The organism is Nostoc sp. T09 (assembly GCF_002154695.1).
In the GTDB taxonomy this organism is placed as follows: Bacteria; Cyanobacteriota; Cyanobacteriia; order Cyanobacteriales; family Nostocaceae; genus Aulosira.
Map to the genome: position 1 here is coordinate 16414 of NZ_MTAV01000104.1, position 14874 is coordinate 31287.

At 42.3% G+C, this 14874-nt stretch carries 13 protein-coding genes; 6 read left to right on the forward strand and 7 right to left on the reverse strand.

The features are described 5' to 3' along the window. Positions 1-36 precede the first annotated feature (36 nt). The 3 genes from BV372_RS20665 to BV372_RS20675 form a co-directional block, all read right to left on the reverse strand. Positions 37-1017: an ATP-binding cassette domain-containing protein gene (locus BV372_RS20665; RefSeq protein ID WP_086688383.1), complete on the reverse strand. Its 981-nt coding sequence runs from the start codon at positions 1015-1017 to the stop codon at positions 37-39. 5 nt (positions 1018-1022) lie between these two features. Continuing rightward, positions 1023-2669 (reverse strand): AarF/ABC1/UbiB kinase family protein, encoded by a 1647-nt coding sequence (locus BV372_RS20670; RefSeq protein WP_086688370.1) that lies wholly within the window; start codon positions 2667-2669, stop codon positions 1023-1025. A gap of 231 nt (positions 2670-2900) precedes the next feature. Then, positions 2901-3965 (reverse strand): mannose-1-phosphate guanylyltransferase, encoded by a 1065-nt coding sequence (locus tag BV372_RS20675; protein ID WP_086688371.1) that lies wholly within the window; start codon positions 3963-3965, stop codon positions 2901-2903. Positions 3966-4080: 115 nt separating this feature from the next. On the opposite strand from BV372_RS20675, the gene BV372_RS20680 reads away from it, so the two are divergent. Beyond that, a complete protein-coding gene (locus tag BV372_RS20680; protein ID WP_086688372.1) occupies positions 4081-5592 on the forward strand; it encodes an LCP family protein in 1512 nt (503 codons plus the stop codon). 98 nt (positions 5593-5690) lie between these two features. Then, entirely contained in the window at positions 5691-6197 is a 507-nt protein-coding gene (locus BV372_RS20685; RefSeq protein ID WP_086688373.1) for a pentapeptide repeat-containing protein, read from the forward strand. 61 nt (positions 6198-6258) lie between these two features. On the opposite strand, the gene BV372_RS20690 is transcribed toward BV372_RS20685, so the two are convergent. After that, positions 6259-7659: an amidohydrolase gene (locus tag BV372_RS20690; RefSeq protein WP_086688374.1), complete on the reverse strand. Its 1401-nt coding sequence runs from the start codon at positions 7657-7659 to the stop codon at positions 6259-6261. A gap of 82 nt (positions 7660-7741) precedes the next feature. On the opposite strand from BV372_RS20690, the gene BV372_RS20695 reads away from it, so the two are divergent. Together BV372_RS20695 and BV372_RS20700 are read left to right on the forward strand one after the other, a co-directional pair. Beyond that, positions 7742-8521 (forward strand): cysteine hydrolase family protein, encoded by a 780-nt coding sequence (locus BV372_RS20695; RefSeq protein ID WP_086688375.1) that lies wholly within the window; start codon positions 7742-7744, stop codon positions 8519-8521. Between the two features lie 37 nt (positions 8522-8558). Then, a complete protein-coding gene (locus BV372_RS20700) occupies positions 8559-9014 on the forward strand; it encodes a cupin domain-containing protein (protein ID WP_086688376.1) in 456 nt (151 codons plus the stop codon). A gap of 96 nt (positions 9015-9110) precedes the next feature. Here BV372_RS20700 and BV372_RS20705 read toward each other — a convergent pair whose 3' ends face one another. Together BV372_RS20705 and BV372_RS20710 are read right to left on the reverse strand one after the other, a co-directional pair. Next, positions 9111-9407: a type II toxin-antitoxin system RelE/ParE family toxin gene (locus BV372_RS20705; protein ID WP_086688377.1), complete on the reverse strand. Its 297-nt coding sequence runs from the start codon at positions 9405-9407 to the stop codon at positions 9111-9113. Further along, a complete protein-coding gene (locus BV372_RS20710) occupies positions 9404-9661 on the reverse strand; it encodes a type II toxin-antitoxin system ParD family antitoxin (RefSeq protein WP_086688378.1) in 258 nt (85 codons plus the stop codon). The genes BV372_RS20705 and BV372_RS20710 overlap by 4 nt, the downstream gene beginning before the upstream one ends. A gap of 213 nt (positions 9662-9874) precedes the next feature. On the opposite strand from BV372_RS20710, the gene BV372_RS20715 reads away from it, so the two are divergent. Continuing rightward, positions 9875-11533: a CocE/NonD family hydrolase gene (locus tag BV372_RS20715; protein ID WP_086688379.1), complete on the forward strand. Its 1659-nt coding sequence runs from the start codon at positions 9875-9877 to the stop codon at positions 11531-11533. A gap of 29 nt (positions 11534-11562) precedes the next feature. Then, entirely contained in the window at positions 11563-12048 is a 486-nt protein-coding gene (locus tag BV372_RS20720) for a YcxB family protein (RefSeq protein ID WP_086688380.1), read from the forward strand. A 130-nt stretch (positions 12049-12178) separates the two neighbouring features. Here BV372_RS20720 and BV372_RS20725 read toward each other — a convergent pair. Beyond that, positions 12179-14874: COR domain-containing protein (locus BV372_RS20725; protein WP_086688381.1), on the reverse strand; the 2696-nt coding region annotated here is incomplete at its 5' end.

Here is a 14874-nt window from a genome sequence, read left to right on the forward strand (position 1 = left end):
GTAATGGTGGGCACCGCCCACCCTACTCAGCACTTACTATACAACTCCCGCCTGAAACACTTTGCCGATAACTTCCTCTACAGGCGGTTCAGTTACTTTTAAATCCACTACCTCCAAATCAGCCAAAATCTGAGATACAGTTTGGGTGAGCACTTCTTGGGGAACTAAAAAACGTACAGTCCGCCCTTCTAAAAGTTGCATATCACCATAAAATGCGAGTTTTTCTCTAGGCAAACATTGGGCTAACTCGACGTGAATTTCTCGGTAAGGAGCAAAGCGTTCTAGCAGTTCATCTAGGCTGCCATCGTACATTAGCTCTCCTTGATGAATCAACAGCACTCGCTGACATAAAGCTGTAATATCAGCCATGTAATGGCTAGTTAACAGCACAGTCGCTTGGTAACGCTGATTGTACTCGCGTAAAAAATCACGCACTCCTGCTTGAGCATTCACATCTAACCCCAAGGTGGGTTCATCTAAAAACAATACCTGGGGACGGTGCAATAGTGCGGCTAAAAGTTCCGCCTTCATGCGTTCACCCAAAGACAGTTTTCGTACTGGTTGGGTAAGCTTACTTTCTAGAGAAAGCATCTCCGCTAATTCACCCACCCGCCGCCGGAACTCTTGATCGGAGATGTTGTAAACAGCAGCGTTAATTCTTAAAGAATCAAGAGCTGGTAAATCCCAAATCAACTGCTGCTTTTGCCCCATCACCAAGGTAATCTTTTGCAAAAATGCTTCTTGGCGAGCAAAGGGAACTTGTCCCGCGACTCTAACGCTACCGCTAGAAGGATGAATCAGTCCCGTCAGCATTTTCAGGGTGGTAGTTTTACCTGCACCATTTGGCCCTAGAAAACCTACTACTTCCCCAGTAGCAATTTCAAAGGAAACATTCTGAACTGCTTTAATTGAACGGTAGGTGCGGCGGAAAAAGTGGTTAATTGTCCCTTTAATGCCCGGCTCTTTCACCGCCACTGGATAAAATTTGCTCAGGTTTTCAGCCACTATTATCGGCATAGGCCTCATTTTAAACGACCTGAGCGCAAAATACTAATTATGAGTGACAGCCCCAACAAACTAGCAAATGCAAAGAGGACACTGCTTAAAAAAGATAGTTGAGTTGTCTGTGCGTGGTTGGAAATAGTTGCTGCACCCATAATCAGTGAACCTACCAAGATGCTAAAAGAAAGGCGATTGGCAGCATCGTCCATAGTCCGCCTGACACCATCTAAACCCCGTAGCGATAAATTCCACTGCAAGGTTTCCGAAGTTACTCGGTCTAATAACAATTCAATCTGGCGGGGCGATTGTAAAGACAGACTTTTGAGATCCAATGCGGTTCTTAAGAGCGATCGCAAAGGATTAGCTCCTACTAACTGGCGGCGAAACAAGTCTGTGAGCAATGGTTGAATTTCGTCGATAAAGTTCAGTTCTGGGTTAAATCCCCGCGCCAAACCTTCTAAGTTAGCCAAGGTTTTGGCATACAAGCCCATGTTACTGGGCAAGCGAATTTTATTATTACGGGCAACTTGCAGAATTTCGTAAATAACTTGACTGAAATTAATTTCCGATAAATTGATGTTGAGATACTTTCGCAGCATCCGGTCATAATCATTTTCCAAGCGAGCTAAAATTACTGGCTGGCTGGAATCTGCTAACTGTAAAGTTAACTGCGCACATCGTTGAGCATCTAAATCCACGATCGCTAACAGCATTTCTGTTAATATCTGCTGGGTGCGGGGATCAAGTCTGCCCACCATGCCACAATCTAACAAGGCAATCCGCCCATCTTCGAGATAAAACAAATTTCCCGGATGAGGATCGGCATGAAAAAATCCATCTATATATAGTTGTTGGAAAAAAGCTCGAAATAGTAAAGTCGTGATCGCTTTGCGTTCTGTAACGGGATCTTTACCATTATTATTACTACTGAAATTGGCTGAGAGTATGGGTACACCCTCCAGCCACTCCATTACCATTAATTTTTCTGTAGTTAATTCCCAGTAGACTTCAGCAACTACTATTTGTTGGGGATCAAACCAGCGGCTATGAGATAAGTTCTTGCGCAGTTGGTCTGTATATCCTGCTTCCCGTGTGAAATCTAACTCGGCTTCTAATGCTTTAGTAAATTCTTCGGCAGTAGATTTAATTTCGTAGGTTTTGCCAAAATCAGTTCGGGCTACCAAATCGGCAATCCCTTGAATTAAAGCAATATCTTGGGCAACTGTAATATCGATCCCCGGACGTTGTACTTTTAAAGCAACTTCCCTACCGTCTGCTAATGTAGCTCGATGTGTTTGGGCAATTGATCCCGCAGCGACCGGCACAGGATTAATTTTCTGGAAAGTTTGTTCCAGTGGGGTTTTTAGCTGTTGGCGCAAAAGTACTTCTATTTCTGTCCAGGGAACTGGTGGAACTTCATCTTGCAGCGTAGATAGTTCATCAATGTAGCCAGCACTGAGTAAGTCTGGACGGGTAGAAAGTAGCTGACCTAGTTTGACATAAACAGGCCCCAAATCCACCAAAATATTTTTTAACACCGCAGGTGTGGGTAACTGCGGTTCATCAGCTTTGCCACCGGTAAGTAGCCTACGCATATAGTCCCAACCGTTACGCAGGACTACTTCGATAATTTCTCGTTGACGCGGAACTGTTTGAGTGAGGAACATTTTTGTCAAAGACAGGGGATCGGGGATTGGAAGCTAGGAACTGGGGATTGGAGATGGGGAATTGAGGACTGGGTATTGGGATTGAGAAGAAACTTGTTATAGTTTTAATTCTTAGTTTCTCAATCTTTCGTACACAATACTTAGTTCCCCAATCCCTAGGCACCAGTCCTAATCAAGTTATAATGAAAAAAGCAGGATTTTAGCCTCTGCCAAGGGTTTTAACTTTTACAGCTATAGCAAGTCGGTGAATCGGGGATCGCTTTGGAGTGTTTTGAGAATCTGCTTAATTTCCTGGGTACGGTCTTTTTTGACTATGAGGGTGACTTTGCGATCGCGCACAATCACAACATCCTCTAAGCCTATGGTAACAATTACGTCTTCGGGATCGGTGGCGTAAAGCAGTGCTCCGTTGGTATCCAGTCCAACATGGGTAGCAAGTTCCACATTGGGATTCTCTTCTGTTTTCAGTAAGCGCTCAATTGCATTCCAATCGCCTAGATCATCCCAACCAAATGCCACTGGTAAGACATATGCTAAAGTGGTCTTTTCCATGAGAGCATAGTCTATACTTTTTTTAGGCAACTGCGGATAAATATCAGGACCATTTTGTGCTAGAGGTTCGATAATTTCCGGTGCATGGGTATACAGTTCCTTCAGAACCACCCCAGCTCGAAAAACGAACATGCCACTATTCCAGCTAAAACGCCCCGTTGACAAAAAAGATTCAGCCGTTTCTCGGTTGGGCTTTTCAGTAAAGCGGTTGACGTGATAAGCTGGCAACTCATTAAAGTTACCAATTTTTGCGCCTTGTTCGATATAGCCGTAACCAGTTGATGGGAAAGTAGGCTTGATCCCCAGAGTGACAATCGCTTCTGTACTTGCCGCCAAAGAGCTAGCAGCATTTAATGTGTCTGCAAATGCTTTTTGATCGGCAATCCAGTGGTCAGCGGGGAAAAAGCCGATGATAGCGTCTTCTCCATAACGCTGTTTGATTTCTAAACTTGTCCAAGCAACAGCTGCGGCAGTGTCTCTTCCCTCTGACTCGATCAATAAATTTTGTGACGGCAGTTGTGGCAGTTGTTGTCGCACTCCTTCAGCTATTTGTTTAGAAGTTATGACAAACAAGGAATCCCATCCGCCTACGAGCTCTATCAGTCGATCGGCGGTTGCTTGTAGTAGGCTCCTAGAGCTACCATCAAGGCTTAAAAATTGCTTGGGTCGCCCAGAACGACTCAATGGCCAAAAACGCTCACCTTTACCACCAGCAAGGATCACGGGGAACAATGAGTTAGTCATTTTGTCATACAGACCTACTAAAGAACACTACAAGTTTACAGTGGGCTTATCCACTGGCAAGATTTGTAGCTTGCATTAACATACTTTTAGGGAGTGGTTGAGTGGGGAGATAATTGTGATTAAACAAATGCAATGGACAGAAAATCAAGTTACGCCTCAGCAAGTACCAGTTTTAGATTTAGATGAGGTTGAACCTCAACAATTACAACACTCAGAAAATCAGGTTACACCTCAACAAGCACCAGCACCAGAGCCGGAAGTTACACCAAAGGAACCACCTCATGTTTCCCGTGGTGTTGTAGAGTCTGTAGGTGAAATCCCCAATCAGCTTTATGAGCGCTTGGGCTTAACCATGCCGCGATGGCTATTGTGGATTTTAACCGTTGTTTTGGGAGTCGTTTTATCTGGGCTTTTAGTATCCACCTTGGCGTTGTGGACTCCTTTATGGAGTAATCTCGATCAAACCGATGAAGACGCAGGAGTAGCTACTAAGGATCAGCAAAAAATCCCCCTGCCTGGGGAACTATGGGGTAAAATCTCCGAGTATCAGCTTTCAAGACCCATGAATATTTTAATTATGGGGATTGAACCAGTCAGAGGTACTGTTGATGGCTCACCTGAAAGTTTTGCAGGCAAAAGTGACACCATGCTGATGGTGAGGCTTAACCCTGGTGATAAATCGATCAAAGTGCTTTCAATTCCTAGGGATACGATGATTGCGATCCCAGAAAAGGGATTGACAAAAGTATCCGATGCTAACGCCCAAGGTGGCCCAGTTTTGGCAGCGCGGGTAGTCAGCCGGACTTTAAACAATGCCCCAATCGATCGCTATATGCGCATCTCCACCAGTGGCTTACGCCAGTTGGTAGATCAGTTGGGTGGGGTAGAGGTCTTTGTCCCTAAAGCTATGTCTTATGAAGGCACCTCTAGCCGACAGTCAGTTAATTTAGTTAGCGGCTGGCAAACTCTCAACGGCGAACAAGCAGAACTATTTGTGCGTTACCGCGACTCAGGTTTGGGGGATTTACCAAGAGTACAACGGCAGCAAGCACTCATGAAAGCGTTACTAGAACGCCTCAATAGTCCTACTGTCTTACCCAGGTTGCCGCAATTAACTCGGATTATGCGGAAGTACTTTGATACCAACCTGAAAATCGAAGAAATGATGGCATTGGTGAATTTCTCTGTAAACTTAGACAGGGATAATTTCCAAATGACCGTGTTACCTGGTGGCTTCAGCCGTTTCAGCCAAGACCCCAATAGTTATTGGTTGAATATGACTGGGCAACAGAACCTATTGAATGATTATGTTGGGGTAAATGTACCTGGTCTTAAGCCCGATGTGCGACCAGTGCCTAAACTCAAAATTGCTATTCAAAATGCTTCTAATCAACCTCAGTTAACTGAAAAAGTTATCAATTATCTCAAACAAAAAGGTTTTACCAGTGTTTACGCAGTGCCAGATTGGCCTGATACTCAACGCCAAACTCAAATTATTGTCCAAAAAGGTAAGCGAGAACTAGGAATTGACTTGCAACAAATTGTTGGTTTAGGTCAAATCGAAGTTTCAGCTACTGGTGATTTGGAATCTGACTTGACAATCCGAATTGGTAAAGATTGGAAGTAGTCAAGAGTCAATGGTCAAGAGTCAAGAGTCAATAGTTCAGAATATATATGTAGGACTTTTGACTATGGACTTTGGACTTTTGACTCTAAGAAAAAGCTATGAAAAAGTTTTGGCTACGCTTTTTGAGTTTAATACTAATTTTGCTCCTGGCTGGTTTATGGGTTATCTTTACTCCTAAACCAGCTTTTGCGCAAGCAAAGACCATCAACTATAACAATACCCATTTAGAAAATCGCGACTTTTCCCACACTGATTTGGCTGGTGCGAAATTTGTAGCAGCGGAAATGCGGGAAGCAAATTTTCAAGGAGCAAATTTAACCAACGCTATTTTGACTAAGGGCGTTTTGTTAAAAGCAAATTTAGAAGATGCAAACCTCAGCGGTGCTTTGGTCGATCGGGTAACTTTTGATAGTGCAAACCTCAAAAATGCGATTTTTACAGAAGCAACTTTGACCAATAGTCGCTTTTATGATGCGGTGATTACTGGTGCTGATTTTACAGACGCGTTGATTGATCGCTATCAAGTGGCATTATTATGCGATCGCGCCGATGGAATTAATCCAGTTACTGGTGTTTCTACCCGCGAGAGTTTGGGGTGTAAATAAGTAGATGTTGTCAAGAGACAAGGATTTTTTCTTCCTTGTCCCCTTGTCCCTTTCTCTATGATTAAGACAAACCCATAACTGTACGATAATGCGCTGCAAGTTGGGCTACAGTTGGAGACTGGCGTTGACTATGCCACTGGCTGTGTTTAAATATTTCTTGTCGCAAATCGTCAACGTTGATTGTAGTAACTTTGCCATCAGCGACAATTTGTTTACCATTTACCCAAGCACTACTAACAACATTGGTAGGGCGTCCTAAAACTAACAAACTAATGGGATCTGTACGGGGTAATAAAGATAAATTAGTCAGATCGTAAAGTACTAAATCGGCTTGTTTACCTACAGATAAAGTACCGAGTTGATCTTTAAGATTTAATCCCTTAGCACCTCCCAAGGATGCCATTGTTACTGCTTGCCTGGGTGTAATCCAGTGCTGATAATCTAAGTCTGTAATGTTGTGCAAAATAGAGCCGATTTTAATCGCTTCTAACAAATCTTGTGAATCATTACTAGAAGCGCCATCACAACCAAAGGTAACATTTACACCTGCTTGCCGATATTTTAAAATTGGGGCGACACCGCTACCTAGACGGAGATTACTCAAGGGGTTGTGAACAACTGTAGATTGAGTTTCTGCGAGGATAGCAATATCAGCATCGCTCAACCAGACGCAATGGGCAAGAGAAGTGCGATCGCTTAAATACCCAATGCGCTTGAGGTGTTCCACAGCAGAACAACCGTATTTTTCTTGGGCGAGTTTTTCCTGGGCTTTGGTTTCCAGTAAGTGAGAGTGACGACAAAGATTATAGCGATCGCTTAATTCAATACACCCAGTAAACAAAGCATCACTACATAATTGAATTCCTGTAGGTGCAACTAAAATACTTACACCCTCATCCGGGCGATGCAACTGCTTTACTGCTGCTTCGATAATATCTAGAGTTGCTTGCGTTGGGCGAAAATAAGGTTCATGAGTTTGTTGTGCTTCCCCCGATGGTATCCCTGCTGTCAGGGATTCATCTTGAATTAAAGGGGCGATAAAAGCCCGAATTCCCACTTCTTGGTAGGCGCGGGTAGCAGTAGCAATGGTTTCAAACTCTTGTCCGGGAATCAACACCAAATGATCTACAACACTCGTACCGCCAGAAAGGAGAGTTTCTACCGCCGTTCCTAAAGCGCTGAGATAAACTTTTTCTAAATCAAGAGGGGTAAAATCGTAGAGTTCCGCCAGCCATAATTCTAAAGGTAAAGGTGGGATCGCTCCACGTTGCCACATTTCTGAAGAATGGGTATGGGCGTTGATGAAACCAGGAAGTAATAATTGATGTGTACCATTAATTGCTGTGCCAATCACATCTAAATTCGGGGCGATCGCCGCAATTTTACCGTCCACAATCTGGACATCAACGAATGCATAAGCATTATCAGTGGGAATTAAAACATTCTGGATAGTAAACTTCACGATTTTAACCTTAATTAAGTAATCGAACGCCTGGGGGAATTTCGGGTTACAAATTAAAAAATGGTCTTGGGTGTTGCAATTTATGAATCAGCCTTTTCGGTCATTGGGAGTTGCACCAAATGCTTGGACAGTGAATCAGGCGATCGCAGATATCACCCGTCCACAAAAGACCCCACAATCCGCTATCTTATCAACTGAAACTAAAACCCTGCGACTTGACTTGGCAAAAGCTGCCATTATCGTCATTGATATGCAAAATGACTTTTGCCACCCCGATGGCTGGTTAGCGCATATCGGCGTAGATGTCACCCCAGCCCGTAAGCCAATCGAACCTTTACAAAACTTACTACCGCAACTGCGTGGGGTTGGTGTCCCGGTAATGTGGCTAAATTGGGGTAATCGTCCCGATTTACTGAATATTAGCGCTGGTTTACATCACGTTTACAACCCTACAGGCGACGGCGTAGGATTGGGCGATCCTCTACCTAGCAATGGTGCTAAGGTACTTATGGCAGGTAGTTGGGCAGCAGCAGTGGTAGATGAACTCCAACAGTTACCGGAAGATATTCGGATTGATAAATACCGCATGAGTGGCTTTTGGGATACTCCCTTAGATAGTATCTTGCGGAACCTGGGAAAGACGACACTATTTTTTGCTGGTGTTAATGCCGACCAATGTGTAATGGCTACTCTTTGTGATGCCAATTTTTTAGGATATGACTGCATTTTAGTGAAAGATTGCACCGCTACAACATCCCCTGACTATTGTTGGCTGGCGACGTTGTACAACGTAAAACAATGCTTTGGTTTTGTTACTGGCTCACAAGAGATTTTAACAGCATTGCAAAATGCTGAGTCTTGAGTTTTGCATCTTGTAATTATTCAGAGGAGATACATAAATGCACGCTAGTCGTTGTGTGATTCCTGTTATTAAATCTCCCCAAGATTATCAAGTTTACCGAATTAGTCCTCATGATTCTAATCGGTTAGCGATTATCTTCGATACGGCAAATGCTAATACTTCCTTGACTTGCTGCGTAGAAATTTTTGAGGTGGATGGACAAACACCGCCTAATCGTCATCAATGGGCAGTAGAAATGTTTTTTATTCTGAAAGGGGAAGGCATGGCTATTTGTGATGGCAAGAAAGTTCCTATTAAGGCAGGAGATAGTTTATTAGTACCGCCTACAGGCACTCATTTAATTAAAAATACAGGTTCGAGTCGCTTGTATACATTGACAATTATGGTGCCGAATGAAGATTTTTCAGAACTAATTCGTAGTGGTACGCCAATGGAGTTAGATGCAGAAGATATGGCGGTGCTGGGGAGATTAGATGCTTTGATGCCTTGTTAAATTAAAGTGGTGTCATTGCGAGGAGAAACGTTTTTCGTCGCAATGACATTTTAAATCTTATTATTTTATGGCAGCATAAAAATTGATAAAATTTTATTATTCATCTGTAAACAAAGATTCTATATCTCGATAACCACTGGCAACACTAATAATACTAATTCCATCTTCTGTGGGATAGTAAAATACAATATAATCATCGACAAAAAATCCGCGTAAATTTGATACAAGGCTTCCATAACTTTTCCCCATATTGGGAAAACTAGCTACTAATTTACATTTTTGGCAAATGTTATCAAAAAGCTTACTGGCTGCTTTTAGGTTACTACGAGCAATATATTCACAAATTTCCTCTAAATCTTGAATTGCTGCATCTGAAAATGAATAACTACTCATTCAGACTGCTCCTCACTATATAGACGAATTTTTTCTTGTAATCTAGCAAAGACAACTTCGCCGTCAGTTACTTGTCCCTTAGCAATTTGTTCAGTTCCCACAGCAATTTTTTGTCGTAATTCTTCAATTCGCTTTTCTCTTTCTTGTAGCAGCTTAAAAGCTTCGTTTATGACCTCATCTGCACTAGCAAATCTACCACTTGCAAGCTGTGCCTGAATAAATTGTTCTAGTTCTGGTTTAATTTGGATGTACATATTAGTAGGTCGGTGTGAATATTTATATCTTATCTGATAAATGTCAATAACAAATAGCTTGCATGGCTAGACTAAGTATTTATTCATGTCAACATAAAATTGGACAACACACCTACTCAGTCTGAGCATCAAATGAGCATTTTACGGAGCATTAAAATACATTCAAAATCAATCTTCAACTACTTAAAATAAGACTTTGAAACATTTTTAACTATGGCTATAAATGTAAAGGCTGAATATAACATTAGTTTTCGCACCCGTGACGGAGTGCGTTTAGATGCAGATATTTATCGTCCTGATGCTGAGGGTGAGTTTCCGATATTATTAATGCGACAACCTTATGGCAGAGCGATCGCATCTACTGTTGTCTATGCTCATCCTAGTTGGTATGCAGCCCAAGGTTACATTGTAGTTATTCAAGATGTCCGAGGAAGAGGCAGTTCTGAGGGAGAATTTAAATTATTTGTTCATGAAATCGCCGATGGAGAAGATACGGTAAATTGGGCGGCGAATCTTCCTTATAGTAATGGCAAGGTAGGGATGTATGGCTTTTCCTATCAAGGGATGACTCAGCTATATGCTGCTGTTGCTAAACCAGCGGCTTTAAAAACAATTTGCCCGGCAATGATTGGCTATGATTTGTATACAGATTGGGCTTATGAAGGTGGTGCATTCTGTTTTCAAACTAATCTTGCTTGGGCGATTCAATTAGCAACTGAAACTGCCAGGTTGCGACAAGATAAAGCAGCTTATCAAGCATTATTTGCTGCTTCTCGGAATTTGCCTTTAACTAATCCAGAAATTCTGCAAACTCTAGCTCCTGAATCTTTTTATCACGATTGGTTGGCTAATTCCCAACCAGATGCAGCTTATTGGCAAGAACTTTCGCCCAAACGCCACTTGCAAACTGTCGATTTGCCTATGTTCCACATTGGGGGATGGTTTGATACTTACCTGCGGGGTACTCTGCATTTATATAAAGATATGGCAGATCGTAGCAGTACACCCCAACATTTGTTAGTTGGGCCTTGGGCACATTTGCCTTGGGGTCGTAAAGTTGGTAATGCTGACTTCGGCCCGAAAGCAGCTAGTCCTGTAGATAGGATGCAAATTCGCTGGTTTGACCAGTTTCTTAAAGATATAGATACAGGTTTACTGCAAGAACAGCCTGTCTGCTTATTTGAAATGGGAAGTAATATTTGGCGCACTTTCCCCAACTTACCAACATCAACTCAAAAATCCTATTACTTATCAACTACCGGACTGGCTAGCATCCGCGAAGATTCTGGAACACTCAGCACTCAGCGTTCGACTGAGCGAAGCCGAAGTCACTCAGAACTCAGCACTACTGATGTGTTAGTTCACGACCCTTGGCGACCAGTTCCAGCTTTGGGTGGTCATGCAGCAATTCCAGCGGGAGTGTTTGAGCGATCGCATCTTGATTTACGCTCAGATATATTAACTTACACTAGTCAACCCCTAGCAGCCGACTTACATTTAGCAGGGGATGTAATAGTAGAAATCTTTTGCAGTGCCGATCAACCGAGTTATGATTTGTGTGCCATACTTTCGCAAGTTCATCCTGATGGGCAAGTGTATAATTTGACTCAAGGTTACGTGCATTGTCGAGCAGGGACGAATTCCACACCTACAAAAATTCAATTGCAAGCGACTTGTGCGCGTATCCCTCAAGGTAACGCCTTACGTCTGAGTTTGAGTGCAGCCTGTTTTCCAGCCTACCCGATGAACTCTGGAACTGGTGCAGTAATTAATAGCGAAGATTTATTGAATGCTCAGATTATTACCTTAACAGTAAGTTGTGGCGGTGAGGCGAATTCTCGGCTTTTATTACCTGTAGTTGCACCTTATTAATAATTTTCAAGAACAATTTATAAAATATTATGCTAATTAGAACTAAGCAATTTCAAATATCTCCCAAAGAATTAAGAGGAATTATTGCTGTTGATTATTATAAACGCCAGAAAATATTCTTAATTTTCTTTTCAATTTTGGCAGCGATCAATATTATCATTTCTATAATCCAGAACCAATTTGATTGGTGGTTGCTATATTTTTTGGGTTTTATTGCCTATATTCTCTCTGTACCGCTTTGGTTACGTCTACAAGGGCGAACTTCTGCCTTGAATTTCCAAAGTAGATATTGCGAAATGGATGAAGACTTCTTTGCAATATTTTTTGAAGATGGGAGTATCACCAAGCTCAGGTATGAGCATTTTACGAAAGTTGATAAAAAGGGTGAGTATTATTTTTTATATATGACTAAAGTTCAATTCCACTACTTACCAGTAGCGGCTTTTGAGTCTGAGAAAGATATGCACAGATTTGATTTATTTTTAGAAGGTAAACAACTAATTAAATTGTGGTGAATACAGCGGTAAAGCTGAGATTATTTCTGGGTTGAAAGTGACAATAGTCATTATTCTTATCTCCTCTGCCCCTCTGCTTCCTCTGCTCCCTCTGCCGCTTTAACGATTCAGTCTTTAAGTTGACACGATATCACAACCCACTCAAAATTATTCCATCCTTAGCCCGCATATAAAGCACTGGTGTGGCAAAGTCAGGCTTATCTAATCCAACTTCCATCGAGATGGCGTTGCGGGTGGTTTGCATGGCTGCGTCTACAGGCCAGCCTAAAGCGAGAGTGCGGTAAAACTCATCAGCAAACAGCTTGGCGGTGGTGTCGAGAATTTCATATTGCATGGCGACTACTGCGGGGATTTCTCGGCGTACTAGGTTTGGTGCTATACCTGCAAATGCTTGGTTGGATGATACCGTTGCACCTTGACAGGAATTTAGCACAGCTAACCCTAGGTTACGGTTGCCCAAGAAGAAGTTGGCAAAAGCTTCATCATCCAAGAGTTTGTATTTGCCATCAGTATCTTCTAAGGCAACACAGCCTTTGTTGTTCTCAAATTTACAGTGACCTATGAAATGGAAAACATTGTAAGGCTTTTCCCGAAGCTTTTGAGTGATGTTACTTCTAGTCGCTTCGTGTAGCACATCTAACTCAATTGTGCCTGCATCTATGTGTTTTTTCAGTGCCTCACGGATAAGGCGTTCTTCCCCAGCAACATCTAATTGAGGTAAGTTACTTGGGCTGGAGATGACTAGCAGCACTTTAAGCGGTAGGCTAGCGGCTTTGGGGTCACGCTTTTGTAGGGGAACGTCAACATAACGCGAGAGTACTGTTTGAGTGTTGTTTGCCAGGAAAGTGTTAGTAGCCTCATCATAGAGAAATTCCCAAGGTAGGGCAGCTATTTCGGGAGATTCAAACACTAGGCGTAAGCGTACCTCGTAGCCATTGGCTTGTGCGCCTGCCATTGTAGCTCGCAATTGTCCGTGAATCTTTGTGGGGAAAAGTGCTTGGTAGAGTTCGCCACCTATGGCTTTGAGCAAATCGGTATCTGTTTGACGAGACTCAATCAGTTTTAATGACAGCTTAATTCTGTTTATTTCTAACCGTAGTTCGCCCCACTCGTCGCCTTGTTCTGAGGAAGCGCGAATTTTGCGGTCTGCTGTCACTAATATTTGGAAGTCGTGATAATTCATCATGGTTTGTTTTTTAAATGATTCATCTCTGGCGTTAGACAATTCTTGTTGTAGTGGTTCAAATTGGGATTGTGGATTGACATCATCAATTAGCCTGCGGACATCTACTATTTCATAACTGTTCTCGCACTCAATCTGATATCGCCCAGCTTTTAAACGCTTATATAATTTATCTAATTCATAGGAATAAGGTGTTAGGCTTCCTTCACATTCCTTGCAGTTACAAGGAACCAGGGTGTCATACTGCAAACGTTCAAAAGACTTGTGGATTTTTTCGAGTTCGTGAGTGACAACAGCTAGCAATTCTTTCTTACGATTTCCTGTTACACGGATTTTAATTTCCTTGAGATTGTAATTTTCAATAACTTCTGCACGAGTTTGGTCTTTGCTGAGAACAACGCCGCTTCTCCAAACGCGGTTTTGTTGTTCAATCCAAGGGTGTGTTTCAACAATGAAGCGGGTGATAATACCCTTGGGCATGAACTTGTATTCGTAGCGTAAAATCAGGTTATTAGTTTCATTCCAGTTATAGTCTGGTTGGTTACTATCGAGTAATTGCGGGGCAATATAAGTGCCAGAACTATTAGGAATTGGGTAGCAAAGTTTGAACCGCATCATGAGTTGCAGCAGTTCATCTCGCATATCCGCATATTCGCTATCTTTCCAGATATCTTTAAGATTATCCTGGGTGAAACATCCCAGATTTTTCTCGACGTTTTTATTGTCTAACACTTTGTAAACGGCAGTAGTTCCCCATTCTGGTTTAAGGATGACACAATGTTTAAGTGTAGAATCGTCTTGAAAGTGTAGGCAAACGCCAAGGTCGTGCAGATAGCGACTCAGATCCATCTGATATTTATCGTCAGTTAAATTATTATCTCGGCACAGGTTCTTGTATTCGTAAAAGCTAATGTAGTTGCGGGGGTCATTTTCTAAAGCAGAACGGACTCTTACCCAAAGTTTTGGCAGAGGTGTGCCGACATGGGGAAGTCTGCTGATGTAGTTTTGAATAGCTTGTTTAATCTCTAATAAACCGCGATTAGTGGCTAAGTTGGTTGGCAGGGCTTCTTTTAAATTAGTAAATTCTCCACGCAATTGGCGCTCATTAACTTCGCATTGACGATCTTGTTTTTCGTTTTTTATGATGATAACTGGACTATTGTCACTTAAGAGTTCAACGACCTTCAACCACCAGTAAAAGTCAGTGTTTTCTTTGCGAGTATCAGCAACTAAAGCATAGAGAGAACGTTTAGTAAGGAAAAACTGATGGGTTTGGTGGTAGATTTCTTGACCGCCAAAATCCCAGATGTTAACGCGAAAATCTTTGCCATTTGGTTGGGTGAAGTGCCACCGGATTACCTCAATGCCTTCGGTTGATTCCTCATCCGGCTGGAGTTCGTAAGTTTCGTTTTGAATTTTATTAGCTAAAGAGGTTTTACCTGCTCCTCCTTCGCCAACAATTAAGAATTTTGCTTCGTAGAGGTCTTCACTTTCTTGTTCTAGTTGTTGCTTATAAAAGTTAAGAATTGCTCTTAATCCATTTTTTCGGATTTCTGGCGGAAGTGTGAATAATTCGTTGCCTTCGAGGTTGAGCGATTGCAAGTTGACCAGTTGGACAATTTCCCCAGGCAGACTGCTGAGTT

Coding starts and splice junctions, on each gene's coding strand:
- BV372_RS20665 (WP_086688383.1), bottom strand. CDS start 1,017: ATGCCGATAATAGTGGCTGAAAACCTGAGCAAATTTTATCCAGTGGCG.
- BV372_RS20670 (WP_086688370.1), bottom strand. CDS start 2,669: ATGTTCCTCACTCAAACAGTTCCGCGTCAACGAGAAATTATCGAAGTA.
- BV372_RS20675 (WP_086688371.1), bottom strand. CDS start 3,965: ATGACTAACTCATTGTTCCCCGTGATCCTTGCTGGTGGTAAAGGTGAG.
- BV372_RS20685 (WP_086688373.1), top strand. CDS start 5,691: ATGAAAAAGTTTTGGCTACGCTTTTTGAGTTTAATACTAATTTTGCTC.
- BV372_RS20695 (WP_086688375.1), top strand. CDS start 7,742: ATGAATCAGCCTTTTCGGTCATTGGGAGTTGCACCAAATGCTTGGACA.
- BV372_RS20700 (WP_086688376.1), top strand. CDS start 8,559: ATGCACGCTAGTCGTTGTGTGATTCCTGTTATTAAATCTCCCCAAGAT.
- BV372_RS20705 (WP_086688377.1), bottom strand. CDS start 9,407: ATGAGTAGTTATTCATTTTCAGATGCAGCAATTCAAGATTTAGAGGAA.
- BV372_RS20710 (WP_086688378.1), bottom strand. CDS start 9,661: ATGTACATCCAAATTAAACCAGAACTAGAACAATTTATTCAGGCACAG.
- BV372_RS20715 (WP_086688379.1), top strand. CDS start 9,875: ATGGCTATAAATGTAAAGGCTGAATATAACATTAGTTTTCGCACCCGT.
- BV372_RS20720 (WP_086688380.1), top strand. CDS start 11,563: ATGCTAATTAGAACTAAGCAATTTCAAATATCTCCCAAAGAATTAAGA.